The organism is Haloarchaeobius sp. HME9146, assembly GCF_025399835.1.
Classification (GTDB): domain Archaea; phylum Halobacteriota; class Halobacteria; order Halobacteriales; family Natrialbaceae; genus Haloarchaeobius.
Map to the genome: position 1 here is coordinate 2,076,343 of NZ_JAODVR010000001.1, position 24,032 is coordinate 2,100,374.

At 65.7% G+C, this 24,032-nt stretch carries 25 protein-coding genes; 11 read left to right on the forward strand and 14 right to left on the reverse strand.

Annotated features, from left to right (window positions below; genetic code table 11):
- Window positions 1-16 precede the first annotated feature (16 nt).
- Window positions 17-1,015: an ornithine cyclodeaminase family protein gene (locus tag N6C22_RS10730; RefSeq protein WP_261651100.1), complete on the forward strand. Its 999-nt coding sequence runs from the start codon at window positions 17-19 to the stop codon at window positions 1,013-1,015.
- Window positions 1,016-1,019: 4 nt separating this feature from the next.
- Here the strand turns inward: N6C22_RS10730 and N6C22_RS10735 are convergent, their stop codons facing one another.
- Entirely contained in the window at window positions 1,020-1,673 is a 654-nt protein-coding gene (locus N6C22_RS10735; protein WP_261651101.1) for a helix-turn-helix domain-containing protein, read from the reverse strand.
- An 86-nt stretch (window positions 1,674-1,759) separates the two neighbouring features.
- On the opposite strand from N6C22_RS10735, the gene N6C22_RS10740 reads away from it, so the two are divergent.
- Both N6C22_RS10740 and N6C22_RS10745 read left to right on the forward strand, forming a co-directional pair.
- On the forward strand, window positions 1,760-2,182 hold the full coding sequence (locus N6C22_RS10740; RefSeq protein WP_261651102.1) for a hypothetical protein: 423 nt from the start codon (window positions 1,760-1,762) through the stop codon (window positions 2,180-2,182).
- 57 nt (window positions 2,183-2,239) lie between these two features.
- On the forward strand, window positions 2,240-2,842 hold the full coding sequence (locus N6C22_RS10745) for a hypothetical protein (protein WP_261651103.1): 603 nt from the start codon (window positions 2,240-2,242) through the stop codon (window positions 2,840-2,842).
- A gap of 21 nt (window positions 2,843-2,863) precedes the next feature.
- Here the strand turns inward: N6C22_RS10745 and N6C22_RS10750 are convergent, their stop codons facing one another.
- From N6C22_RS10750 to N6C22_RS10770, 5 genes are all read right to left on the reverse strand, one after another.
- Entirely contained in the window at window positions 2,864-3,565 is a 702-nt protein-coding gene (locus N6C22_RS10750) for an SDR family oxidoreductase (protein ID WP_261651104.1), read from the reverse strand.
- A gap of 81 nt (window positions 3,566-3,646) precedes the next feature.
- The gene (locus N6C22_RS10755; protein ID WP_261651105.1) at window positions 3,647-4,666 is read right to left on the reverse strand and encodes a presenilin family intramembrane aspartyl protease PSH; all 1,020 of its coding nucleotides are present in this window, start codon (window positions 4,664-4,666) and stop codon (window positions 3,647-3,649) included.
- Window positions 4,667-4,731: 65 nt separating this feature from the next.
- Window positions 4,732-4,953 carry an H/ACA ribonucleoprotein complex subunit GAR1 gene (locus N6C22_RS10760; protein ID WP_261651106.1) on the reverse strand — a complete coding sequence of 74 codons (222 nt, stop codon included), beginning with the start codon at window positions 4,951-4,953 and terminating at the stop codon, window positions 4,732-4,734.
- Complete coding sequence (gene srp19 / locus N6C22_RS10765) at window positions 4,950-5,231, reverse strand: signal recognition particle subunit SRP19 (protein ID WP_261651107.1); 282 nt, start codon at window positions 5,229-5,231, stop codon at window positions 4,950-4,952. Before srp19 ends, N6C22_RS10760 begins: the two co-directional genes overlap by 4 nt.
- 72 nt (window positions 5,232-5,303) lie before the next feature.
- A complete protein-coding gene (locus tag N6C22_RS10770) occupies window positions 5,304-6,440 on the reverse strand; it encodes a PGF-CTERM-anchored ABC transporter substrate-binding protein (protein ID WP_261651108.1) in 1,137 nt (378 codons plus the stop codon).
- A 72-nt stretch (window positions 6,441-6,512) separates the two neighbouring features.
- On the opposite strand from N6C22_RS10770, the gene btuC reads away from it, so the two are divergent.
- The 5 genes from btuC (at window position 6,513) to N6C22_RS10795 (ending at window position 11,774) form a co-directional block, all read left to right on the forward strand.
- Window positions 6,513-7,574 carry a vitamin B12 ABC transporter permease BtuC gene (gene btuC, locus N6C22_RS10775; RefSeq protein ID WP_261651109.1) on the forward strand — a complete coding sequence of 354 codons (1,062 nt, stop codon included), beginning with the start codon at window positions 6,513-6,515 and terminating at the stop codon, window positions 7,572-7,574.
- Window positions 7,571-8,818: a heme ABC transporter ATP-binding protein gene (locus N6C22_RS10780; protein WP_261651110.1), complete on the forward strand. Its 1,248-nt coding sequence runs from the start codon at window positions 7,571-7,573 to the stop codon at window positions 8,816-8,818. The genes btuC and N6C22_RS10780 overlap by 4 nt, the downstream gene beginning before the upstream one ends.
- A 26-nt stretch (window positions 8,819-8,844) precedes the next feature.
- Window positions 8,845-9,774, forward strand: a complete 930-nt coding sequence (locus N6C22_RS10785) for a hypothetical protein (protein ID WP_261651111.1) — start codon at window positions 8,845-8,847, stop codon at window positions 9,772-9,774.
- A 9-nt stretch (window positions 9,775-9,783) separates the two neighbouring features.
- On the forward strand, window positions 9,784-10,647 hold the full coding sequence (locus N6C22_RS10790; protein WP_261651112.1) for a hypothetical protein: 864 nt from the start codon (window positions 9,784-9,786) through the stop codon (window positions 10,645-10,647).
- Between the two features lie 158 nt (window positions 10,648-10,805).
- Entirely contained in the window at window positions 10,806-11,774 is a 969-nt protein-coding gene (locus N6C22_RS10795) for a phosphotransferase family protein (RefSeq protein ID WP_261651113.1), read from the forward strand.
- A 126-nt stretch (window positions 11,775-11,900) separates the two neighbouring features.
- Here N6C22_RS10795 and N6C22_RS10800 read toward each other — a convergent pair whose 3' ends face one another.
- From N6C22_RS10800 to N6C22_RS10815, 4 genes are all read right to left on the reverse strand, one after another.
- Entirely contained in the window at window positions 11,901-12,938 is a 1,038-nt protein-coding gene (locus N6C22_RS10800) for a tyrosine-type recombinase/integrase (protein ID WP_261651114.1), read from the reverse strand.
- Complete coding sequence (locus tag N6C22_RS10805) at window positions 12,931-13,341, reverse strand: DUF5805 domain-containing protein (protein WP_261651115.1); 411 nt, start codon at window positions 13,339-13,341, stop codon at window positions 12,931-12,933. The genes N6C22_RS10800 and N6C22_RS10805 overlap by 8 nt, the downstream gene beginning before the upstream one ends.
- Window positions 13,342-14,484: 1,143 nt before the next feature.
- Window positions 14,485-15,390, reverse strand: a complete 906-nt coding sequence (locus tag N6C22_RS10810; RefSeq protein ID WP_261651116.1) for a hypothetical protein — start codon at window positions 15,388-15,390, stop codon at window positions 14,485-14,487.
- A 40-nt stretch (window positions 15,391-15,430) separates the two neighbouring features.
- Entirely contained in the window at window positions 15,431-17,182 is a 1,752-nt protein-coding gene (locus tag N6C22_RS10815) for a hypothetical protein (protein WP_261651117.1), read from the reverse strand.
- Between the two features lie 280 nt (window positions 17,183-17,462).
- On the opposite strand from N6C22_RS10815, the gene N6C22_RS10820 reads away from it, so the two are divergent.
- Together N6C22_RS10820 and N6C22_RS10825 are read left to right on the forward strand one after the other, a co-directional pair.
- A complete protein-coding gene (locus N6C22_RS10820) occupies window positions 17,463-18,296 on the forward strand; it encodes an MBL fold metallo-hydrolase (protein WP_261651118.1) in 834 nt (277 codons plus the stop codon).
- Window positions 18,297-18,454: 158 nt separating this feature from the next.
- Window positions 18,455-20,113, forward strand: a complete 1,659-nt coding sequence (locus N6C22_RS10825; protein WP_261651119.1) for a rhomboid family intramembrane serine protease — start codon at window positions 18,455-18,457, stop codon at window positions 20,111-20,113.
- Here N6C22_RS10825 and N6C22_RS10830 read toward each other — a convergent pair.
- Both N6C22_RS10830 and N6C22_RS10835 read right to left on the reverse strand, forming a co-directional pair.
- Entirely contained in the window at window positions 20,110-20,748 is a 639-nt protein-coding gene (locus N6C22_RS10830) for an METTL5 family protein (RefSeq protein WP_261651120.1), read from the reverse strand. The two genes, N6C22_RS10825 and N6C22_RS10830, sit on opposite strands and share 4 nt — an antisense overlap.
- A 9-nt stretch (window positions 20,749-20,757) precedes the next feature.
- Window positions 20,758-21,159, reverse strand: coding sequence for a hypothetical protein (locus N6C22_RS10835; protein ID WP_261651121.1), 402 nt, complete (start codon window positions 21,157-21,159; stop codon window positions 20,758-20,760).
- Between the two features lie 152 nt (window positions 21,160-21,311).
- Here N6C22_RS10835 and N6C22_RS10840 point away from each other — a divergent pair, with 152 nt between their 5' ends.
- The gene (locus tag N6C22_RS10840; RefSeq protein ID WP_261651122.1) at window positions 21,312-21,770 is read left to right on the forward strand and encodes a zf-TFIIB domain-containing protein; all 459 of its coding nucleotides are present in this window, start codon (window positions 21,312-21,314) and stop codon (window positions 21,768-21,770) included.
- 160 nt (window positions 21,771-21,930) lie between these two features.
- Here N6C22_RS10840 and N6C22_RS10845 read toward each other — a convergent pair whose 3' ends face one another.
- Together N6C22_RS10845 and N6C22_RS10850 are read right to left on the reverse strand one after the other, a co-directional pair.
- Window positions 21,931-22,956: a hypothetical protein gene (locus tag N6C22_RS10845; protein WP_261651123.1), complete on the reverse strand. Its 1,026-nt coding sequence runs from the start codon at window positions 22,954-22,956 to the stop codon at window positions 21,931-21,933.
- Window positions 22,957-23,058: 102 nt separating this feature from the next.
- Window positions 23,059-24,027: a hypothetical protein gene (locus N6C22_RS10850; RefSeq protein ID WP_261651124.1), complete on the reverse strand. Its 969-nt coding sequence runs from the start codon at window positions 24,025-24,027 to the stop codon at window positions 23,059-23,061.
- Between the last annotated feature and the right edge of the window lie 5 nt (window positions 24,028-24,032).

Here is a 24,032-nt window from a genome sequence, read left to right on the forward strand (position 1 = left end):
TATCGATTCGCTGACCATGACGAACGCGCTGTTCCTGACCAGTGACGACGTCGCCGGACTCGCCGAACCAGCCGAGTACGTCGATGCCGTCCGAGACGCCTACCGCCAGCGCGGCGAGGGCGCACCCGCGAAACCACGGACCACACTTCGGAACGACGACCCGCCGGGGATGCTGTTCAGCTACTCCGCGGTGCTTCCCGAGACGGGTGCCATGGGCGGCTACATGTACTCCGCCGGCTTCGGCCAGGTCGACGCGTGGTTCATGACGCCCCTGTTCGACGCGGAGTCGGGAGCGCCCCTGGCGCTCATCGACGGCGCGAGCATGAACCCGTACAAGACCGGCGCCGCGGGCGGGGTCGCGGTCGACGCACTCGCCCGCGACGACGCCACGAAGCTCGCGGTCATCGGGACCGGCGCGCAGGCCCGGGGCCAGCTCAAGGCCACGATGACGGTCCGAGACTTCGAGACCGTGAACGTGTTCTCCCCGACGAAGGAGAACCGCGAGGGCTTCGCGGCCGAGATGAACGAACGCTACGACGCCTCGGTCGCTGCGGTCGCTTCCTCGGCCGCGGCGGTCGAGGATGCCGACGTGGTCATCACGGCGACGACCGCCTCGGAACCCGTCTTCGACGGTGACCTGCTCGAACCGGGCACCCACGTCACCGCGATGGGCCAGTACCACCCGGAGAAGCGCGAACTCGACCACACGACCATCGAGCGCGCCACGTACGTCCCCGACCTCCGCGAGCGCGTCACGCAGGACGCCGGCTCGTTCATCAGCGCGATGGAGGCCGGCGTGGTCGACGAGGACGACATCCACGCGGAACTCGGCGAGGTCGTCGCCGGCGAGGCACCCGGCAGAGAAGGGGAGGAGGACATCACCGTGTTCGACTCCGGTGGGACCGGCATCGAGACGACCGCCGCAGCCTACATGCTCTACGAGAAGGCCGTCGCCCAGGACCTCGGCCAGGAGATCAGCATCTCGCCGGCGAGCGAAGCCCTGACCGGCGAGTGAGCGGTCACCCCGGCACGAACGCGGTCACGAGGTTGTGCTCGATCCGCTGCAGGTGCTCGCTGACGGTCCCAGGTGCGAGGTCCAGCGCGGCCGCGAGTTCCCGGTGGGTCGTCCCCCGCGGCACGTCGTAGTAGCCGGCCGCGACGGCCGCCTCGAGAATCTCTCGCTGTCGCTCGGTCAGCACCGTCGAGAGCGATGGCGTCGAACGCCGGTATCGGCCGGTCCGTTCGAGCGTCACCGTAATCGCCGACGGGATGGCTGCGACCGCCTCGGCCAGTGCGTGACTCGTCCCGACGAACGTCACCCGCGCCTCGGGAACCCCATCGGCCGCGACGAACTCGACCGGCCACTCGAGCACGACGGCGTGGTCGAAGAGGACGCCCAGGAGGTCGTCCATGAGCGGCGACGCCTCGTAGTGGACGTACGCGATACCCGACTCCGAAACCTCGAACTCGTCGACGGCCGACGACTGCTGTAACACCTCGCGAGCGAGTTCGAGGTCGCCGCGCAACTGTATCAACTCGGCATAGCCGTCGTCACCGACCGGGTTGATGTAATGGAGCGCCTCGACGGCCACGTCCGGCGTGGTCGCGAGGGCGTCGTACAGCGGATGGAGACCGGTGTCTTCCCAGGTGAGCGCCACGGTCGTGCTGCGCATCTCGCTGCGTGTTCGACTAGGATATATAAATACAGCTAGCATGCTCGGAGTAATCCCCACCGCAGGTGGACTCCAACGACTGGTGTATGTCACACACGTCGTTCCGACGCCTCGCACTGCTGTTGCTCCTCGTCACCGGCTTGCTCGTGTCGCTCGCGCCCTGGGGCCCCATCGAGACCCGGTCGTTCGCACACCTCTCGCCCGCTGTCTACTGGGGATTCAACGGCTTCCTGACCGCGCTCGGCCTCGCGAGCCTGGCGACGGCCTCCCGGCTCTGGCAGGGGCGGCGGGTCGCTGTGCCGGCCGCGATAGGACTCGCCGTCCTCTACGTCCTCGTCTACCTGCTTGACCTGCTCGGCGTCTTCCCCACGTCGCCGGACGCGATGCCCCCGCTGTTGCTGGCTATCGAGGTCGTCGATACCGTGCTGGCGGTTGCAGTTGTCGTCTACGGGTACAGTCTGTGGCGGACCTCCCCCTCGTCGAGCACCGGGGCAGTTCGGGCGGAGTGAGCGGACTCGGCGCGCCGCCGGTCAGCCGATACTTTCATATCGTACAGTGGATACCTGATGAACGACATGTCCCGCGAGACCACCTGGAACGACGTGTACGCGGTCGGCGATCGCTTTCGCACGTTCGACCAGCCGTGGGCTATCGCGGGTGGGTGGGCACTCGATTGCTTCCTCGGCGAGCAGACCCGGTCCCACGGGGACGTCGAGGTCGCGGTGTTCCGCGAGGACCAGCACGCCCTGCGCGAGCACCTCTCGGACTGGACGTTCGAGGTGGCAGTCCCCGGAGAGGAGCGGACGGAACCGTGGCCAACCGGGGAGTGGCTGGAACTCCCCCGGCACGAACTCCACGCCCGCAACGAGGCGTTCGAACTCCCACAGCTGGAGTGTCTGCTCAACGAGCACGATGGCGAACAGTGGAACTTCCGCCGTGATTCTCGTGTGACCCGCGACATCGAGAAGGTGATTCGCGTCTCCGAGACCGGCATCCCGTATCTCGCCCCCGAAATCGTTCTCTGCTACAAGCTCCCGATATTCGGCGAGCACGACGAAGCCGACTTCGACCGCGTGCTCCCACAGCTCGCCCCCGAGCCACGCGGCTGGCTCCGGGAGGCGATTCTCACCGTCGACCCGGACCACCACTGGCTGCGGGCGTTCGAGTGAGATTGATTCTTCCTTCGGAACTCAGACGCTCTCGGTCAGGCCGCCGTCGACACGGATGTTCTGGCCGGTGACGTAGCTCGCCGCGTCCGAGGCCAGGAACCCGACGACGTCGGCTATCTCGTCAGTTCGCGCCGACCTGCCCATCGGAATCTCGTCTCGGGTCGCCTCGTCAATCTCGTAGCTGTCGGTGTACCCCGGAAGCACGCTGTTCATCCGGATGTTCTCGCTGGCGTAGCGGTCGGCGTAGAGCTTGGTGAACCCACCGAGCCCGGCCCGGAGCACCGACGAGACCGGGAAATCGAGCGACGGTTCGTACGCAGAGAAGGTCGAGACGTTGACGATGCTGCCGCCACCCTGTTCCTCGAACACTGGCGTGACGAGGCGAGCCATCCGGACCACGTTGAGCAACACGAGGTCGAGTCCGTCGTGCCAGTCCTCGTCGGCGATATCGAGCAGGTCGCCCGTCGCGGGGTGGCCGGTGTTGTTGACGACCACGTCGATTCTTCCATATCGGTCGGTCGCGGCCTCGACGAGAGCTTCTAGGTCTGCCGGGTCGGTGACCGACCCCTCGAAGCCGACGCCGCCGAGGTCGTCGGCCACGTCCCGCGCTGCGCCCGACTTCGAGAGCAGTACGGGCGTGTACCCGTCGTCCGCCAGTCTGCGTGCACAGGCTGCGCCGATACCACGTCCTGCCGCGGTCACGACCGCGATTTCGTCGTCCATGGGTGGGGTTCGTCGGTGCGGTAGATGTCACTTTGGGCAGTGGCGTCGATACCCGCGAAAGACCGCAACAACAGGGAGCGGTTACAGTCCGAGCGCCGCCATCAGCGGGACGCCGGCGGCGAGCGCACCGACGAGGTAGCCACCGATCGCGCCGCCGTTCAGGAGTGGAAGGCCAGCGTGTGCCTTCCCCTTCAGGACCATCCAGAGGAGGATGAGCAGACCGACGATGGTCCCGACCATCGCGGTGAGCGCGGGCAGGTTCAGGAGGATTGGGTCCGTGATGAGTGGGGTGACGGTGTCCGTCGCGCCGCTGTGGAAGTACGCCGCGCTGGCGACGATGATGGTCGGCATGACGGCGTCGCCGAGTCCGATGAAGAGGGCGTCACGGTCGAGGGCACCCTCCGACTCCAGGCTGGGGTCGGATTCGGGGTCGTCTGCTCCCTCGGGAGTGCCGTTCCCGTCGGCCGCCACGGTCTCCCCGTCGGCGGAATCGTCGCCCTCCTCGTCGCCCCCGGCCGACAGTTCGAGGAACGAGAAGGACAGGGTGGTCGGGATGACGAGGATGACGGGGACCTTCATGTCCATGACGCCCTCCGCGAGCGTGAGCATGTGCTCGGTTCCATAGACGGAGATGGCGTCGTACACTGCCAGAATCGTCAGCAAGACGATGGCGGGGAACAGCCCGAAGCTGATGCCGAACAGGCCGGCCGCGGCCGACCCCATCACGACGCCGGCGGTGTCGATGACGTACCACTCGGGGTAGACGAGTAGGCCGAGGGCGACGACCCCACCGGCCGCCACCGCGACGGTCGTCGGCATGAACGTCTCGAAGACGTAGTAGGAGAGCATGCCGCTGGTGAGGATGATGAACCCGCGGATGAGCCACTGGAGGTCGAACTTGAACGCGGCCAGCATCCCCGCGGTCGCCACCAGGATGGCACCGATGTAGACGATGCTGTTGGTCGCGTCCTGCGGGTTCTCGACGACCTGTCGACCACCCTCTTTGAACGGCTCGACGAGCGAGAGCGCGCCGAGTTGCACCAGCACGAAGATGGTGACGGCGAGGCCGACGGCCCCGAAAATCCGATAACGGTCGTTCATGCCACGACCTTTCGGCCCGCGCTATTTCGGCCTTGCGTTCGCGTATCCTCCCTTCAGTCGGCCGATTACCGGGCGTAGAGCGTCTGCCCGAGCAACAGTGCCGGGTCGGTGTCGCCGGAGACGGCGACGTAGGGGCGCGAGACCGGCCCGAACACGTCGACGACGCGGCCGACCGTGTCCAGGGACTCGTCGATGACCGTCTCGCCCATGCGGGGGTGGTCCTCGCCGTCCGTGCGGGCGATGGCGAGGCCCTGGGCGGACCGGACGACCGTCCCGACGCGCTTCATTCGCGGAGGGCGTTGACGTAGGCCGCCACGGCCTGTACGATGTCGTTCTTCGAGTCGTCCGTCGGGTTCTTCACGAGGACGCGACCGCGCCCCTCGTATCCCTCGCGTGGATACGCCACGTCGCGTTCGATGCGGGCGTCGTACCCGACCTGCTGGACGGCCTTCGCGATCTCTTCGACGGTCGGTTCGGAGACGGCGAGGTCTGCAGGGACGCGCCGTCCACCGGACCGGGAGAGTTCCGCGTCGAGGTACGCGGGCCAGATGACGTTCTCGACCATGTGCGGTCGGACGGGGTCACCCGGTATCGGCCTTTCGGACTCTCCGCGTCGAGTGCGGGAAAAAGAGACCCGTCAGTCGCGCCGGGCGAGCGCGCCGAGGGCGGTCAGTGCGGCGACGGCACCGACGGCGGTGAAGCCGGGCGAGCCGTTGGATGCGGGCTCCGCCGTGGTCTCGGTGCTGGCGGTCGTACTCATCGCCGTCGTCGCCTCGGTGGTCGCCGTGGTTCCGGTCGACACCTCCGCCTCACCGCGGACGCTCGCGTTGGCCTCCGCGTAGGCGTCGGGGTACCAGGTCTTCGAGAGCTGCCGCATCACGAGGAAGCTGCGCGGTGCGGGCTGGCTCACGCGGTTCTCGTCCATCACGATGGTCTGGTTCTGCTGGACCGCCATCGTGTTCTGGTAGGCCTCGGAGTCGGGGATGCGTGGTTCGGGCTGGCCGCTGTTGAGGAGCAGCCACTCGACGCTCATGTTGGCGACGACCTCGGGGTTGAGGCGGGCGTAGCCGGCACTGGAGTACTCCAGGTCAGCGTCCGCCGCGAGGTTGGTCGCACCCGCAGTGGTCATGAGGTCGGAGATGTACGTGTTCGGCCCGGGGGTCGAACCGTAGAAGACGTACAGGGCCTGCTTGGGCTCCTTGCCCTCGGCCGCCTGCTCGACGACCTTGCGCTCGGTCTCCATCCAGTCGACCGTCTCGGCGGCCCCATCACAGGCACCGACGAGCTTGCCGGTCAGTTCCGTCTTCGCGATGACGTCGTCCAGCGAGCTGGCCGACTCGTACTTGTAGACCGTGATGTCGGCCTGGCGGAGCTTCTCGACCTTCTCGTCGGGGACGATGCTCGCCGCGAGGACGAGGTCGGGCTGCTGGGCGATGACCTTCTCGACCGAGATGAAGGCGTATCCCGAGCCGGAGATGTTCGCGGTCGTCTCGGCACCGTCGAGGTACTTCGCGTACTGGGTCGTGCCGACGACCTTCGCCTGTGCGCCGATCTCCCACATCGTCTGGGCCGAGGCGGGGCCGGCCGTGACGACGCGTTCGGGCGCTTCCTCGAGTGTGACTTCGGTTCCCGTCGCGTCGGTCGCGGTGAACGGGAACGAGCAACCTGCCGTGGTGCTGTCGTTGGCTGGTGTCGCGGCGGCCGGCGTCGCGACGACGCCGAACGACGAGATGACCAGCAGTGCTGCGACGAGCAGCGTCCGTGTTCCTGTCATCACACCCAACTCGCCACGTATGCAATAAGTATTTACCTAAAGCAAGTGCATTTGCGAAGTAGACACGACAGTATGGAGACGCGGACGAAGACGGTCGGCTGGTCGGCGGGGCTGACGGCGCTGTTAGCCCTCACGACGGTCGTCTGTGCCGCGGTCGGCCCCGTCTCCATCGACTACCTCACCGTCGCGAAGGTCCTCCTGAACCAGCTCGCCCTCCCCAGCGGCGTCACCCTCGCAGGCGGTCTCTCCCTCCAGACGACGACGGTGTTCCAGTTCCAGGTGCCCAAGACTGCGAGCGTCATCGTCGCGAGCGTCCGGCTCCCGCGCATCGCGCTGGCCGCCACGGTCGGCTTCTCGCTCGCGGCCGCCGGGACGGTCATGCAGGGCTTCTTCCGGAACCCCATGGCCGACCCCTCTATCGTGGGTGTCTCCTCCGGCGCGGCCGTCGGCGCGGTCAGTGCCATCGTCCTCCCGCTTTCGGTACCCTTCGGCATCGAGGGGGCGGCCTTCGTCGGTGCCATCCTCACCGCGTTCCTCGTCTACGCCCTCGCGACCGAGCGCGGCCGGACCCCGGTTGCGACCCTCCTGCTCGCAGGGGTCGCCATCCAGACGTTCCTCGGGGCGGTCGTCTCGTTCCTGCTGGTCACCAGCGGTGAGAGTCTGCGCGAGGCCCTGTACTGGCTGATGGGCGACCTCAGCGCGGCGACCTGGGGCGACGTGACCTTCGCCGGCGGCATCGGTCTCGTCGGCTTCGTCCTCCTCCTGCCCTACACGAACGACATGAACGTCCTCTTGCTCGGCGAGGAGGACGCCCACCACCTCGGCATCGCGGTCGAGCGGACCAAACTGCTGTTGCTCACGCTCGCGAGCATCGTCACCGCGGCCGGCGTCGCCGTCGCCGGCGTCATCGGCTTCGTCGGGCTCGTCGTCCCGCACATGCTTCGCCTCGTCGTCGGACCGGACCACCGTATTCTGCTCCCGACGAGCGCGCTCGCAGGGGCCTCGTTCCTCGTCGCGACCGACACAGTCGCGCGTTCAACCGCCGAGATACTGCCCGTCGGCATCGTGACCGCGGCGCTCGGTGCGCCCTTCTTCCTGTTCCTGCTCAAGCGCCGGGAGGTGCATGCGCTGTGATATCGGTCGACGACGTGACGGTGGCCTACGGTGACGCGACCGTGCTGGAAGATGTCTCGCTGTCGGTCGATTCCGGCACCTTCGTCGGCCTCGTGGGGCCGAACGGGGCCGGAAAGACCACACTCCTGCGCGCGATGAGCGCGGCACTCACGCCCGATTCCGGGTCGGTCGAGGTGTGTGGCGAACCCATCCATTCCCTCTCGGCCCGGGCCGCGAGTCGGCAGGTCGCGGTCGTCCCGCAGGATACGACCGTCTCGTTCTCGTTCCCCGTGCGCGACCTCGTCGCCATGGGGCGCACCCCGCACCGTTCGCGGTTCACCTCAGCAACTCCCGAGGACCACCGGGCCGTCGACGAGGCCATCGAGCGCGTCGACATCGCGGACCTGGCGGACCGGCCGGTCGACGAACTGAGTGGGGGCGAACGACAGAAGGTGACCATCGCGCGGGCGCTCGCACAGGAGACACCCGTCCTCCTGCTCGACGAACCGACCGCCAGCCTCGACGTGAACCATCAGGTCGAGACACTCGAACTCGTCAGGGAACTCGTCGCGGACGGCAAGACCGCGGTCGCGGCCATCCACGACCTCTCGCTGGCGGCCCGCTACTGCGACGAACTCGTCTTGCTCGCGGGTGGAGACGTGGTCGCGTCGGGCGAACCCGACAGCGTTCTCACGCGGCCGCGTCTGCGCGAGAGCTTCGACGCCGAGACCGTCCTCACCCGGAACCCCGTCACCGAGAGCGTGACGGTGACGCCACTGGCTCACCCGGTCGAGTCGCTCGATTGTCGAGTTCACCTCGTGGGGAACGGGTCGGTCGCGGCACGGACCCTCGAACGACTTGCCAACGCGGACGCCGAGGTGTCGGTCGGCCCGGCCCCGCCAGGTGACGCCCTCGTGGAGACCGCACGCCTGCTCGGAATCGACTCCCTGCTCGCGGATCCCTATGCGGCACTCGAGGAGGGAACGGTCGCGTCGCTCCGAGCGCACATCGCCGACGCGGAGGTCGTCGTCCTCGCCGAGCCCTACCTCTCGGACGGGAACCGTGCGGTCCTCGATGCCGTCGACTCGGTCGATTCCCTCGTCGTCGTCGAGGACGGTCCCTGGCGGTCACACGTCGCGAGCGACCTGCATAGCGACTACTCCCGCGTGCGTGAGGCCGCGACCATCACCGAACCCGAGACCGTTGCGATCGCTGTCCGGGCCACGCGGAGCGCCGGGCAACTGGCAGACTTCTATCAAGACTGAAATACTCCCGGCGAGAACGTCGAGCGATGCGCTCCCTCCCCGCTCTCGCGGTCGCGCTCGCCATCGTCCTCGCTGGCTGCGGGAGCCTTGGCCCGACCCAGGAGACCCGCCAGCCCTTCTCTGTCGAGGGGACCGGGCAACCGACCGAACCCGACGACACCACAACCCCCACCACGACGGTCCCGCAGTTCGACCCCGACCCGACCGCGAACGACCTCGGGGACGTCCGCGACATGCTCTCGGCCCAGCAACGCGTTCTCGAGAACAGGAGCTATCGTACCGAGTACCTCGTCCAGGCCACCCACACCAACGGGACCGTGCTCCTCCGCCGGCACGTGAACGGAGCGTACGCAGCGAACGATTCGCGGTATCTCGTCGACAGCCAGGTGTCGGGGACGGCCGCCCTTCGGCAGAGCGCCTTCGTCGTCTTCGGCGACGGGGACCGGGCGTACGTCCGGCAGACGACCGAGAACGGCACGTCGGTGTCGGTTCCACGGCTGGGGGACAGCGGCGACCCAATTCCGCCGTCGGACCTCGGCGTATTCCGGGGTCGCGAAGGCATGTACAACTTCCTCTACCAGGGCTTCGCGGGGATGAACCTGACGAGCGTCACCGAACTCGACCGTATCCCAGCCGGGCTCGAAGGCCCCCTCTACCGGGTCCAGTCCGAGACCGTCGAGAGTCCACAGCTCCTCGCCCAGGGCCCCAACGGGACGGTCGAGAACGCCAGTCTCGAGGCCATCGTCGACCATCGCGGCTTCGTCTACGAGTACCGGCTGACGTTCGAGACGGAGACGGAAGCCGGCGACCCGGTGTTCATCGAGCGCCGACTGGTCTACCGTGACCTCGGACAGACGACGCTCACGCGGCCGGACTGGGTGGACGAGTACACCTCGGACAACGCGACGACGACCACGGCACCCGCCAGCACAACCTTGATGCACGTCCCTTGCTAACCCGAGACAATGCGAGTCCGACAGGTCGCCGTCCTCGCGCTCCTCGTGGCGCTGGCTGGCTGTGGCGGCCTTGCGGACGACGGGACCACGCGAGCACCGTTCTCTGTCGAGCAGACTGCCGAGCCGACAGCGACCCCCACCGAGTCCACCACTCGAGCCGTCTTCGACCCGGATCCAAGCCGCGACAAGGTCGGGGACGTCGGTGTGTTGCTCGACACCCACGAGCGTGCCCTCGACGGGACGGGGTATCGCGTCACCGCGGTCTACCGGGAGACGTCCTGGAACGGAACGGTGCGCCGCGAACTGGTCCGCGACGGCTCCTACCCCGCGAACCGGTCGCGGTACCGGTACTACGAGCGAGCCGAAGGCACGAGTGTCGGGCCGACCCAGGAGACGCAGTTGTTCGCCGACGGCCACACCGTCTACAGCCGCCGGACCATCGGTGACCAGACCGACGTGACCGTGCTCCGCGACTCCGACGGGACCCCGTTCTCACCGACAGACCTGGGTATCTTCCGGGGCCAGCAGACCGACATCCTCGCGGTCGCGTTCGAGGCGGTCGCCATCGAGAGCGTGGACCGACTCGGCCATGCGCCCCGCGGTGTCGACGACCCGCTGTTCCGGCTCCGCGGAGACACGGTCAGGGACCGGGCCCAGCTCAGCATCGATGCGGACGCCTCCATCCGCGACGCCAGCCTCGACGTCATCGTCGACGAGGACGGGCTGGTCCGCGAGTTCACGTTCAAGTACATCACGACCCGGGACGGGCAAACGGTCACCGTCATGCATCGACTGGTCTACCGTAACGTGGGGACGACGAGCATCGAGCGCCCCGCGTGGACAGAGAACGCGACAGCCCGACGGTACCCATAGAAGCCGAAACCGGGCGAGACCCCGACGGGCTGAACCACCTGCCACGAGAGCGGAAGCTATTACACGGCCTTCTCTGAATATTTGGCTGTCATCTTCAGGGCCTTAGCTGCGGGACTGTCCCGGAGCGGGCCGGTCGCCGGCCGAGACCCGGCGTTCGCATGACCATCGACGCCACGACCATCCGGACCGCAGTCGCATCGATCTCGGACGACTACGAACTTCACGAGGAGGTACGACGGACGCACCGTCACCTTGTCTACGAGGTCACAATCGACGGTCGCCGCGCCGTCTGCAAGCACGTCCTCGAGGACGCCGACCGGGAACCACTCGCCCGGGAGACGATGATACTGAAGGGTGTCGAGCGCTCGACCGATCTTTCACTCCCGACCGTCCTCGGTGCTGGGGATGGCTTCGCCGTCTTCTCCTGGGTCGCCGGCGAGCCATTCCACGATGACGTTCCTCAGTCCCGACAGGAGACTCGGCTTCGAACGCTCGGTCGCGCACTCGCCCACCTACACAACTCGACAGCGGACTGGTTCGATGGGTTCGGCTCCCTCACGACCGACAGTGACGACCGACTTCAGGTCGAGAACCCTTCGCCCTGGGGCGAGTGCTGGGAGGCCCTCGTCGACGACTGGCTCGACAGACTCGCCGGGACGCCCCACGAGGACCTTCGGGACGCCATCTGCGAAGCCACTCGTCGCGCGACCGACCGCGGGTGGTTCGACGATGTAGAGCCGGTCCTCACCCACGCCGACGCCGGTCCCGCTAACGTCCAGTTCACCGACACCGACGAAGCGCTGCTCGTCGACTGGGAAGGAGCCATGGCATTCCCCGGGGAGTACGACATAGCGAGGGCCTGTACCGACTTCTTCGACTTGCCTCACGCCGTCGCTTCGGGAACGCTCCGGGAAGCCCTGTTCGATGGGTACCGGGACATCGCGTCGCTTCCGCCGCGCTCTCACCGACGACGATGCCTGTACAGGGCGACGCTGACGGCGAAGTTCCTCCCCGGTGGCGTTCGCGCTGCCGATGCGGGCCACATCGACGAGGACCCAGCCGAGTTCCGCGAAGCGCTCAGAACCTACGCCTGGCGGCAGCTGGAGGCCGTGAACGCGGAATTCTGACTCGGCCGATTCTGGATTCGGGCACCCCAATTCTGTATAGCGAGATTTGGTTTACGAGACTGGTGTCGAACACCGAACAGTGGCGAGATTCGATGAAGCAGAATCGAGTGTATCCGAAAGATCGACTCAGAGCAGGGAGTAGACGTTCGCCTCGTACACTTTGCGGACTCGGTCGCCCCAGTTGTGGGTGTACGTGTCGATGATGTCGCTCGCCACGTCGCCCCGGAGGTACTTGACGATGCCACGGTCGCCGGTTCGGTCCCGCAGATGCGTGGTGAAGAAGTGCCGGAAGTAGTGCGGGGTCACGTTCTCGGCGGCCCCACCCCCCGTTCGGTACCAGCCGTGCTCCCTGGCGTGGGTCTCGACGATGTGGCGCACGCCCTGGGGGGTGATTCGTTCGCCCCAGTCGCTCGACGTCGAGCAGAACAGCGGCTCTGCGGGCGATACCGCGTCAGGGCGGATCGCCAGCCACGCCACGAGCACCCGCTTCAGTTCGTCGTCGACCGGAACGACGGTCGAGCGCTTTCGCTTGTTGGCCGCGGTCCGCTCTTCCCCGTGGTACTCCTCGCCGTGGGCCGGTTCTGCCGGGACGAAGATGGAGTCCGGGCGGCCCTCCAGCTGGACACGCCCACCGAGGTCGTACTCGGATTCGATAGCCGGAACCGCCAGCGAGATGTCTCGCAGGTCCAGATTACAGAGTTCGCCGACACGCATCCCGGTCTTGAGGAGGCTCACGACCAGCGCACGCTCCAGCGGATGGCCGATATCGGCGACGAAGCCCCGCATCTGGTCGACGGTGAGCTCCCGTCTCGTCGGGTCCTTGTCGATGGATTCGTTCATCTCCTCGACGACCAGCGCCATGGGGTTCGACTCGAACTCACCGACCTGGGTCATGTAGGCGTAGAACCGGTGGACGTAGGAGGCGTAGGAGGCGACCGTGCTCGGTGCGTGCTCGCCTCGCAGGGAGTGGACCCACGCCATGCACTGTCGTCTATCCGCGTCTGCTGGCGTCATCGACCCGCCGCTGGGCCCTGATTCGGGGTCGGCCAGGAACGCCTCGAACCGCCGCAGGACCCGTTCGTAGGCCTCCTGCGTCCGTTTCGCCTTCCCGTGGTAGGTCTGGTCCTCGAGGAAGTACGCGACGGAATCGGCCATCTCAGGCATCCTCTGCCGGCACGTAGCCGCCGTCTCGACCGCTGTACCTGACGCGTCCAGCGGCCTGAAGGTCCTGGAGCGCGCTGTCGAGGCGGTCCTCGATGTCATCACTCACCGCGGCCAGCAGTTCGTCCCAGGTACAGGGGCCCTCGGCAGAGTGGAGGATATCGACGACGCGTTCGTCGAGATCGCCGCCTTCTGAGTCACCCGATACGGGGTCACTCTGGTCCCCTTCGGCCCCACTATCGGGTGAGTCGGGCAGGTCGAACTTGCGTCGGCCCGCCTGGACCATCGCCCGGACGAACTCGCTCTGGCTCATGTCGAGCTCGTCGGCGTGGTCGGCCCACTCCGCTTTCTGGTAGCCCGGCACGTAGGTCTTCACCACCGACCGACTCGTGTCCTGTTGGCTCATCGACACCCCTCAGTAGACCCTGATATATCATGCTCAACCCACCACGTCTGGAAGGGTGTCTTCCCCGGTCGAACCCCAGGGGTTGCGTGCTTCGATTGGGGCTGTAGGCACACCCCATTTCGCAGCAACATTTGCTGCTTGTTTGTTGGTGTGGTCGGTGACCCATTCGGATGAGTATGCGACCGAGTCCGTGAGTCACTGAATCGGCTCGCTCGACGTTGCATCAGGCCCGCCGCGAGAGCAGAGCGAGACCGGCCGGAAACGATATCAGATTTCTGGTAGCTCCTCGACATGCGGCTCTGGCAAGACCGACTCACTGCCGATACTTCAATGTGTCCCACAGTTCGGGATAAGAGCCCTTATCTTCCTGTGTGGGTCTGCATTATCGACGCTAAGACATACTTATCCAGATTATTGGGTCTGTATTTTGGGCCATGTAGTACTACAATCCCACATACAATGATAGGAATCTGTTGTCCCGGTAGCGACGAATCTCGAGGTTGGTTCGGTGAATCCGTGCATGGTCGTCAGCGCACAGGCCACGGAAATATATTTGTTAACTAGTAGATTCGGGTCGGCCCTCGTGCTGACGTGTGCGCACCGAGGGCGATTTCGTTGTGTTCGTCGCGCAGACTGCCGACACCAGATCGGCCCTAGTACCTGGACCGGTGAAGGGTAGGTCTCGAAGACGTCTGGTCCCCGGTCGGCAGCCTACTCCGATGGGCGAACTCGTTGAGAGTTCGAACCGATTGGAGCCACACCACAGTTGGCCAGCCGAGTTCGTTTTCCAATCGAGCCCTAGGGGGCGTCGGAACCTCCCGACGTGCAGAACAGAATCTGGGCGTGAATAGAGCGATGCCACAGAGCGATTGCCATACCCCCGAGTTCGCCGTTGAATGGGCCCACTGCTACTCTCGACAATCACTTCTTCTCCCCATCGCCGGGGCTAGAGCGCGTTTTCTAGCTTGTTTCGCTCCTTTCTGCGCTCTCCCGAAGAAACCACATAGCGGCCAACTGAGCGGTTTCTGGGGCGTTAGCGTCGGTCCAGCGCCCAGCAAGCTCGTCGCAGTACGGACTCGTAAATTCTATGTCGCTATACAGAATGCCGCCCCGGACAGACGAAAAATCGATTCCAGAAACCGGTCAGTTCACGGCCAGTGCCGTATCGAGTTCGGCCGTTTCGAACAGCGTCTTGACGGCCTCGGACTCGGGCGTCGACTCGGCCTCGTTCTCCATCAGCACCGTTTCGCTCGGGAACAGGCGCGTCCCGAGTTCCAGCCCGTGGTCGCGGGCGGTCGACCCCGTCATCGTGAGATAGACGCCGGCACCGACATCGGCGATGGCGGCCTCCTCCTCCCGACCCTCTTCGGGGTACGTGAAGTCGACGTTCGCGATAGCGTCGGTCCCGAGGACGGCCTCGACCAGGCGCTCGTACCGCGGCGAGATACAGAGCTCGCCCTCGTAGCGGTCGATGAACTCCCGGGTCGGGTTCCCACCACCGAAGTCGTCGAGCGTGTCGGGCGTCGCCATCAGCGTGTGATACACGGTATCGCCCAGGCCCGTGACGACTCGAACGTCCGTGTCGTGCGGGTCGATGCGGGTGTTGATGTCGTCGATGGAGCCGAGCGGTTCCGGACGGAGGCCGACGACCTCCTCCAGGACGAGGTCGGCACTGTCGAACCCGAGCGCGAACGAATGGGTGCGGAGCGCCCGGAACGGCTCCTCGCGGCCGACGAGCTGGACGTCGTAGCCGTCGGCGGAGATGGTCACACTGTCGAAGACGACGCGCCGGGGCATCCCTTCGCGGTCGTCCCGGAGGAGGGTGAACTCTGGGCGATGATGGGCCGACAGGTCGCTGTATTCCGCGAGGCGCTCGTAGACGTCGCGGGCGTCGGCTTTCTTGCCCTTCGTGATCGCCTTCTCGTAGCGCAGGGTGGAGATGATCTCGTCGGCCACCTCCGTCGCACCCACGCGGTTCGCGATGCGTTCGAGGACGGCCTCGAGGGGCCGCCCCTTGCGTGGCACCGCGACAGCTATCGTGTCGGCCATTTAGCGGAGGAACGGCCCGCCGGGTGAAAACAGATTCGTTTCAGGAGAACATCTCGCCGAGCTGGTCGCGCCAGTCCTGAATGGCGGTGACCTCCTCGTCGAGTTGCTCCACGTCGTCCTCGAGCGCGTCGAGGTCCTCCCGGAGGATGTCGATGTCCTCGCGGGTCGAATCGACGGCCTCGCTGTTGTCCTCGGTCGCCTCCCGGACCGACTCGACCTCCTCGTCGAGGGCCTCGGTGCGCTCGTCGAACTCGCCACGGAGGTCGTCGACCTCGCCGTCGAGTGCAAGCAGGTCCTCGTCGACGCTGTCGACGCGCTCGTCCAGCGCGTTCAGGTCGGACTCGACGGCACCGATGGACTCCTGTGCCGAGGCGATGTCGCCAGTCACCGTCTCCAGCTCCTCGTCGTGGGACTCGACGGACTGACGGACCTCGGTGACCTCGTCACGGAGCGCGGTGACCTCTGCCTGGTAGTCGTCGAGCAGCTGCTGGGCCGTCCCCTCGTCGTCGAGGAACTCCTCGAGCGCACCCGTGTACGCGGCGAGTTCTTCGACGCGAGACTGGAGGTGTTCGACCTTGGCAACGTCGGTTCCCGCGGGTTCGAGGTCGAGTTCTTCCCGGAGTGCGTCGCGGTCGGCTTCGGAGACCGAGTCCTCGCGGAGTTCGTCCAGTAGTGCGCTCACGACGCTCTCGGGTGCGACGTGCGTGACTGCATCGTCGGTCTCGTCTTCGTCATCCGTGTCCGCCTCGACTCCGTCCTCGTCGAGTTCGGGCTCCGTCTCCTCGGACTCGATTTCTTCCTCGGTGTCGAGGTCGGCGGCTTCGTCCTCGGATTCGGATTCGCTCTCGTCGGCGTCTGCCGTGTCCTCGGCGTCCGCGGCCTCGTCGAGTTCGCCGGTCGGCGCCTCGGCTTCGAGCTCCTCTTCGGCGTCGGCTTCGAGGTCGGTTTCCGCGTCTGCGTCGTCCTCCTCGGTCGTCTCGTCAGCCTCCTCGACAGCGGACTCGGCCTCCGCGTCGACGACGATGTCCTCGTCGTCGAATGCCTCCTCCTCGGCCGGGTCGTCCACGTCGAGTTGTATCTCGGGGCCGTCCTCGGCATCGGCTTCGGCGTCGGCTTCCTCGCCGTACACCTCTTCTTCCGCCGCTTCGAGGTCGAGTTCGATACCGAGCCCGTCGCCCTCGTCGTCCGCCGGTGCCTCGGCTTCCGTGCTTTCCTCGTCGTCGAATCCGAGGTCTATATCGCCGGAGCCACCGACATCGTCGCCCGCCTCGGCCGCGGCTTCCTCGGGTTCGTCGTCCTCGTCGAGCCCGGGGATGTCGGATTCGCCCGAGAGCATGTCTTTGACGACCTGGTTGGAGTCGTCGGAGACGATTTCGTCGATGGTCTCGTCCTGTTCTACCTCCTCGTCGCCAGCGTCGCCGTCCTCGTTCTCGACGTCCCAGATGCTCGGTTCGGTCAGGAACTTCGGGACCTCGTCCTGCCCGTCGATTCGGATGCCGTAGACGGTGACGAGCTCCTCGCCGGGTTCGAGGGTCCGGTGGAACTCGACGTGGTGGTCCTGGAAGGCGGTCCAGTTGTCGGACTCGTAATCGGGGTGGAACCCCACACCGTCCATCGGGAACTCCTCGGGGATGTCCTCGTGGAGTCGAATCGTCACTTCATCGTCACGATTCGAGGTGATGACGAACCGTATCGCAGGGACGGGAAACTCGTCGGCTGCGAACGATTTCTCGACGGAGACACCGTCCGCGGCGACTTCGATTGTGGCGCTCGGATCGACCTCGCTACTCATACCGCCACGTACCCGCACCACGCCTATAAAGGAAACGGGCGAGGCACCAGTGGTCATCTCTGTTCACCGGCGTACTCATGTTGGCCAGTTAACTTATATCGAGGTCGGGCCATGTTTCAACCGCAGCCAACTGGCTGCCAGTCGTTGCCCACAGTGGCGGACCGCCAGTTCCGCCATCCTTTCCATACACGACACAGCACGCGCCAGCGGCACCGCTCGACTGGCCGAAAGTCCGACCGGCAAGACAACGCTTACGGCGATTCCTCTCGCATCCTCGCCCATGACACGAAGCGACTGGAGTGACTGGCTCCCGCGTGCGGTGGAGTCGGCCGACCCCGACGGCATCGCTATCTGGTATCTCGGCTGCAACGGATTCGTCCTCAAGGCGAGCGACGGCACGACAGTGTTCGTCGACCCCTACGTCGGGTTGGGTGACCCGCCGCGAACCGTCCGGATGATTCCGGTGCCGTTCGAGCCGACCGACGTCGAGGAGGCCGACGCGGTCCTCGCGACCCACGAGCACACCGACCACGTCCACGGCCCGAGCCAGGCACCCATCCTCGAGGGAACGGGTGCAGACTTCTACGCGCCCGACGACAGCCTCGCCGTCGCCTTCGACGACGAGGACTGGCAGGCCGACTACGACATCGCGGACGAGCAGTTCCACGAGGTCACCGAGGGCGACACCGTCGAGATCGGCGGCTTCACCGTCCACGTCGAACCCGCCTACGACCCCGACGCGACCCACCCCGTGAGCTACGTGTTCGAGCACGAGGGCCGGACCGTGTTCCACGGCGGTGACACCAAGCCAAGCGACGAGTTCGCTGGACTCGGCGAGTCCTACGACATCGACCTCGGCATCCTCGCGTTCGGGACCGTCGGCAACATCCCGGACAAGGAGACCGGCGAGCCCGTCCGGACCCGCTGGTACAACGACGAGAACCAGATCATCGAGGCCGCGAGCGACCTCCAGCTCGACCGCCTGCTCCCGAGCCACTGGGACATGTGGAAGGGTATGACGAGCGACCCGAAGGTCCTGCACCACCACGCAAAGAGCTTCGCGTCCCCCGCGAACCTCGATATCGTGGAGATCGGCGACCGCGTCGACGTCTAACCGCGGTCTGTTCGCGGTCTGTTCTTCTCGTTCCATCCGGAATCTGGGGCGCGGTCTCGAACTCGGACGCGCCTGGACCCAACTCCCCAATCCTCGAAGGAGTCGCGTCACCCCCAGAAGCACGAAACCATTTGTACGACGCGGCCTTCCCGCCGAACATGGATCTGCTGGCGCTCGGTATCGTCGTCTTCGTTCTCCTGACGCTCCTCGGCTCCCTCGGCGTCGTCGTCCTGCTGGACCGACCGGGTGGGACCTGGGGCCAGCGACTGCGGTCCCGGCTGGTGATGGGCGTGCCCTGGGGGACGTTGGTGTCGGTCGTGTTCGTCGTGGCCATCTACCTGTTCGTCCAGGACGGCTGGAACCACTGGCACAATCCCGTCACGCTCCCGTTCCGCGCGTGGTCGTACCTCTACCCGACCGGGATGCTACTGGCACCCTTCTCGCACGCCGACGCCGGTCACCTCACCGGGAACATGATCGGGACCCTCGTCCTCGCGCCCATCGCGGAGTACGCCTACGGCCACTTCCCCGAAGAGCGCGGCTCGCACTCCTTCGCCGACTGGACCTCGAACCCGTGGGTGCGCGCGCTCGTCATCTTCCCCGGCGTCGTCCTTCTGGTCGGCCTCGGGACCTCCCTGTTCGCGCTCGGGCCGGTCATCGGCTTCTCCGGCGTCGTGTTCGCGTTCGCCGGGTTCGCACTGGTCCGCTACCCGATGACGACCGTCATCGCCGTTCTCGGCGGTCAGCGCGTGCTCTCCTTGCTGTACAGTTCGTTGCAGAACCCAATCGTGACGACGACCGCGCAGGCGTCTCCCCCGTCGCCGCCGTGGTGGGCCGGCATCGCCATCCAGGGGCACGCGCTCGGGCTCTTCTTCGGCATCATGCTCGGCGTGTTCGTCTTCTTCCGGCGCAACGAGCGCCCGAGCGCCCTGAGAATCTGGCTCGCGGTGCTCTTCTTCGCGGTCGCGAAGAACCTCTGGGCGATCTACTGGTTCCTCGGGAACGAGCGGTACCGGTTGTTCCGCGGCCCCGGCCTGGCCATGGTCGTGGTGCTGGCCATCCTCGTCGCGACCGCCCTGCACCTGCGCGAGCGAGACTTCGATGTGTTCACCCCGCGAACCGGCGCGCTGGTCGTGCTGGTCGTCGTGACCGCGGTGCTGGTCGGCTCCGGTGTCCCGGTGAACCTCATGACGGTCGACGACACCACCGCACCGGGTGACCCCATCGAGGTCCGCGGCTACGAGGTGGTGTACGCCGAGGACGTCCAGAACCAGATGGTGTCGGTCATCGACGTCGAGGCGTTCGGCCAGAGCACGAACATCTCCTCGTCGGGGGTCATCGTCGTCAACGAGGACCGCAACATCTGGTACCAGGCGGTCTCGAAGGGCCAGCTCGCGTTCAGTGGCCAGCGACGGGTGAAGATCGGTGGCGTCGGCTGGCGCGAGACGGTCATCGCGAGTCGCGACGGCTGGACCGCCGTCGGCGGCGGCACCAGTTACCGGGTGTTCCTGAAGCCGCCGGACGGTGACTGGCGGGTCGCGTACACCTCCGGGAACACCACGGCAGAACCACGACTCGACGGCAAGAACGTCTCCATCGCCGCCACCGAGGACGGCTACGAGCTGTTCGTCTGGCAGAACGACTCCGAACTCGGACGGGCTGCGCTCCCCATCACGAACGACTCCGTCCAGAACGCGTCCGTGACCATCGCCGGTATCGAGTTCGTCAGGGAAGAACAGAAGAACAGCCCCGACAGAATCTATGCGGTCGTCGGCGAGACGAAGGTTCGCGTCTTCGTCAAGGAGACGTATCGCTAATTCTCGCTGGTCCAGTCGATTCGGAACGCTTCCGCATCTATCGGTTTCGTCTCCTCCTCGTGGAACGGGAACTGGCGGTCGAGGTCGAGTTCGACCGCGAACGCGTGGGTGACCTCGCCCCCGTGGTCGCCCGCGAACGACTCGACGAACTCCCGGCTCCCGGCGTTGTGAATCGAGTACGAGACAGTGGCGACCTCGCCCGCCGCGTCGAGGAACGCCCGGTCCGCGTGTTCGTTGCCGCGCTGGGCACCGAATGGCGGGTTCATCACGACCGTGACGTCATCGTTCGAGTCCGGACACAGTGGGGGACGCGTCGCGTCCCCGGCGACCCAGTGGATGTCCGTGTGTGCGCCGACCCGTCGTTCGTTCTCGCGCGCGGTGCCGAGTGCGTCCCTGTCGAGGTCGACCCCGACGACGCGCCGTGCACCCCGCAGGGCGGCCCCGAGCGCCAGCATGCCGGTGCCGGTCCCGAGGTCGACCACGGTCCGGTCGGCCACGTCGTCTTCCATATCCGCGACGTGGACGAGGGAGGCGGCGACCTCCGGGGGTGTCGGGTACTGTTCGAGTTCGACGCTGGGTGAGTCGAAACCAGCGACGACGCCGAGTTGCTGGGCGAGGGCGCGCCGTGTGCTCATCGTTGGTGTTTAGCCGTCGAGACTAATGGGTCCGTCGAGTTCGAAGGTGACGCCCTCGCGGCGGGCCCGCTCGGCACAGGCCGAGAGTGCCGGGCGGACCTTCTCCGGGTTCGCGACCGTCGTGCACTCGACGGCGACGGTGCCAGCGCCGATGAACGACGCCGCACGGACGTAGTCACGCACGCGGTCTGCCTCGCGCTGGGTGGCCAGCGAGCAGTCCTCGTCGAAGCGGACGCGAACGTCGATGACGGAGGGGACGTACCCCTCGACGGTCAACTCGTGCTTGAGGTCGCGCAGGTATTCGGGGGCGGTCGATTCGAGTGCCTGGGCGTCGACACGGACGGGCTGGACGTCTTCGGGTCGACAGTGTTCGATGGTCCGTTCGAGGTTCGGAGACGGGGTCGCGCTCATGGTATCACTGCATACATAGTAGACATACAAAAAGGTTTGTGTATGTCCTATAGTAATATATTGCTGGTTCCGAGACACACCGGAATGGATACACCAGTATCGACCGTGAGAGAATGGAACACGCTTATTATTCCGTATAAAGAGAAGCCTGTATGAAAGAGTGCCCGCGCTGTGGGTCGTCGCTGAGTCACTACGCGTTGAGCGAGGTCGAAGCGTACGGCTGCGATGGCTGTGGGTGGGTCGGCATCGACGTCGAACACCGGTCCGAACCGGTCCGTATCGAGTCCTGGCAGGACGCAATCAGTCGGTTCCACCAGCAGTTCACCGACAGCGAGCTCGACGACCACGCGCAGAACCTCAACCGGGTCGAGGCGGAACGCCGCGCCGCTATCGGCGAGGACGACGCCACCGAAGCCCCCGAGGCAGACGATAAAGCGGACCAGCCCGACGGGAGCGAGGGCGAGGCTAGCGTCGAAGACGCCGCTGCGGAGGCGGTCGAAGAAAGCGAAGAAACCGGGGAGGTCGACTCGGACGGTGCCACCGACGCACCCGACGACGACTCCGACGCCCAGCAGGAAGCCGCGGCCCCGACGAACACGCAGGCAGAGTAACTTCGGTCACGAACTCGGGCACTTTCTCGACACCACGACACTCGGCCAGTGACGACGCTGTCTCGAACGGAACTCGGCGGCTCCACGTTGACACGACGCGGCTGTTTCGCAGCCGCTATCGGCGGTGACGGCGCAAAAAACGGTGAACGATAGTGGCGAGTTACTCGTCGGCTGCCGGCGCTTCGGCTTCCTGCTCGCGCTCGTCGACGTCCTCGTCGGACCGTGCCGCGACGAGGGACCCGCGTGCGACCGAGTAGAGCGGCTCGCTGGCGTGCTGGACGCCACTGATGGAGAACGGGATGTTCGCGTCCTCGAGGTGGTCACGGAACAGTTCCTCGAACCCGTTCGGGCTGGAGGTGCCACCCGTGACGACGACCGGCACGTCGAGACCCTCCTCGACGTCCTCTTCGTCGACCTCGCGGACGACGTTCTCGATGACGTAGTCGAGCAGGTTCTCGTAGTAGATCGAGAGTGCACCCTCGACGCCACCGACGTCCGTCGTGAAGTCGAGCTCGAAGTCGTTCTCCTTGATGGAGGTGACCTTGTCGACCGGCGTGCCCGTCGCCTGGGCGGCCTGCTCGTCGATCCAGTCGCCACCGCGTGCGACGGAGAACTTCATGACCGGCACCGCGTAGTAGGCCAGGCAGACGTTCGTCATGCCCGCACCGAAGGAGATGCCGAGGCCGGTGAAGTTGTTGTCCGCGAGTTCGGAGTAGATGACCGACATCCCCTCGTTGATGGGTTCGGCGTCGTAGCCCATGTTCGAGAGGAAGGACTCGATGGTCTTCTGGTGGTAGAGCGTGCTCAGGCTGGAGTCGCTCGGGTCCGCCGGCACGGAGAAGTACAGCTTCTCGTCCGGATAGTTCGGCTCACCGACGACCTGTTCGATGATGAGCTTCATCATCGGGATGGCCGACTTCTCCTGGCTGGAGAGGATGCCGTGCTTCATCGGCCGTCGCGTGTTCTTGTTGAAGATGTTCGCGAAGTTCAGGGCGTCGTCACCGACGACGTACACCTTGTCGTCCTTCCGGATATGCAGAACTTCCGAGCGAGAGAGCATCTGCTCGGCCATATCCGAGTACTCGATTTCAACGAAGGAGTTCCGCTGCTGTACGAACACCGTGTCGTTCCCATCCTGCTGGGCAGACAAGATGTTCATCGTGCCAACGTCAAGGCCTTTAGCCATATTTGCCAATTCCAACCCACCGAAGTATAAAACTATGTGAAATTATTGCATCAGTTTTAGGCCGCGAATAAACTCCCCAGCGAACAAATGTGTTGTGGCCGCCTAACTCAGGCCTAATGCCTGCTTAACCTTCCCCCAGAGCCCGACCGAGCTCCCCCCCGTTCCACCGAGCGAAGAATCCTCTTGCTTGCGTTCTGCTTCGCGCTCCCGGCGCTCGCGAAGCTCCTTGAGTTTCTGGGTCTGGTCGTCGACGGTCGAGTTCGAGGTCGCCGTCTTCTTCTGCCCACCTCTCATCGCTTTGAGATTAGTTAGCTGGGAGTCGATTCCGCTCGACCGGGTCACCTTCGCGGTTTTCTGACTGAACGATGACGTATCCATGTCACCGTCGTCGATATTGAAGTTGAGATTCCGGTTGCTGTTCTTCTCCATCCCGCCCCACGAGAGGTCGACACCGGACATCGCGTCGTCGATGTCGGCCTGGATCTCCTCGTCGCTGTAGTGTTCTCCCTCCTCGTCCACCTCGTCTTCGACCGCCTGGATGTCGGCCGGGCCGGGCTTCTTGTAGCGTTCGAGCTGGTCGGCGACGAGTGCAGCACCGGTCGAGCCCACGACGAGCACGAGCCCCAGCGCGTACAGACTGATGACACCGAGCGTGGTGCCCGCCCCGTAATCGTTCCACTGTGCCGGGTACACCGAGACGAACCAGAGGACCGCACCCACGTCGAGCACCGAGCCGACCATCGAGGCGTACACTGCGCGCCGTTCGACCGGGAGCAAGACGACGATGCCCGTGATGGTCGCCGGGAGCGCGAGCATCCCGAGCGCGTAGGAGATACGTGTCCAGTTCCAGAACGCATCGCTTTGCGGTTCCAGCGTGCTGAAGCTCACGAGGGCCAGCAACAGCGCGACGACCCCGACCACGATACCACTGAAGAACAGGCCGAAGCCGAGATAGACGTCCGTCTCTTCCTCGGGTTCCCCGATGTACCGCTCGTACAGTTTGTAGAGGGGATTGTCCGGGTGCGACTCGGCCCCGGAATCGCCCGTCTCAGCAGTTGCCTCGTCTGACATTGTCC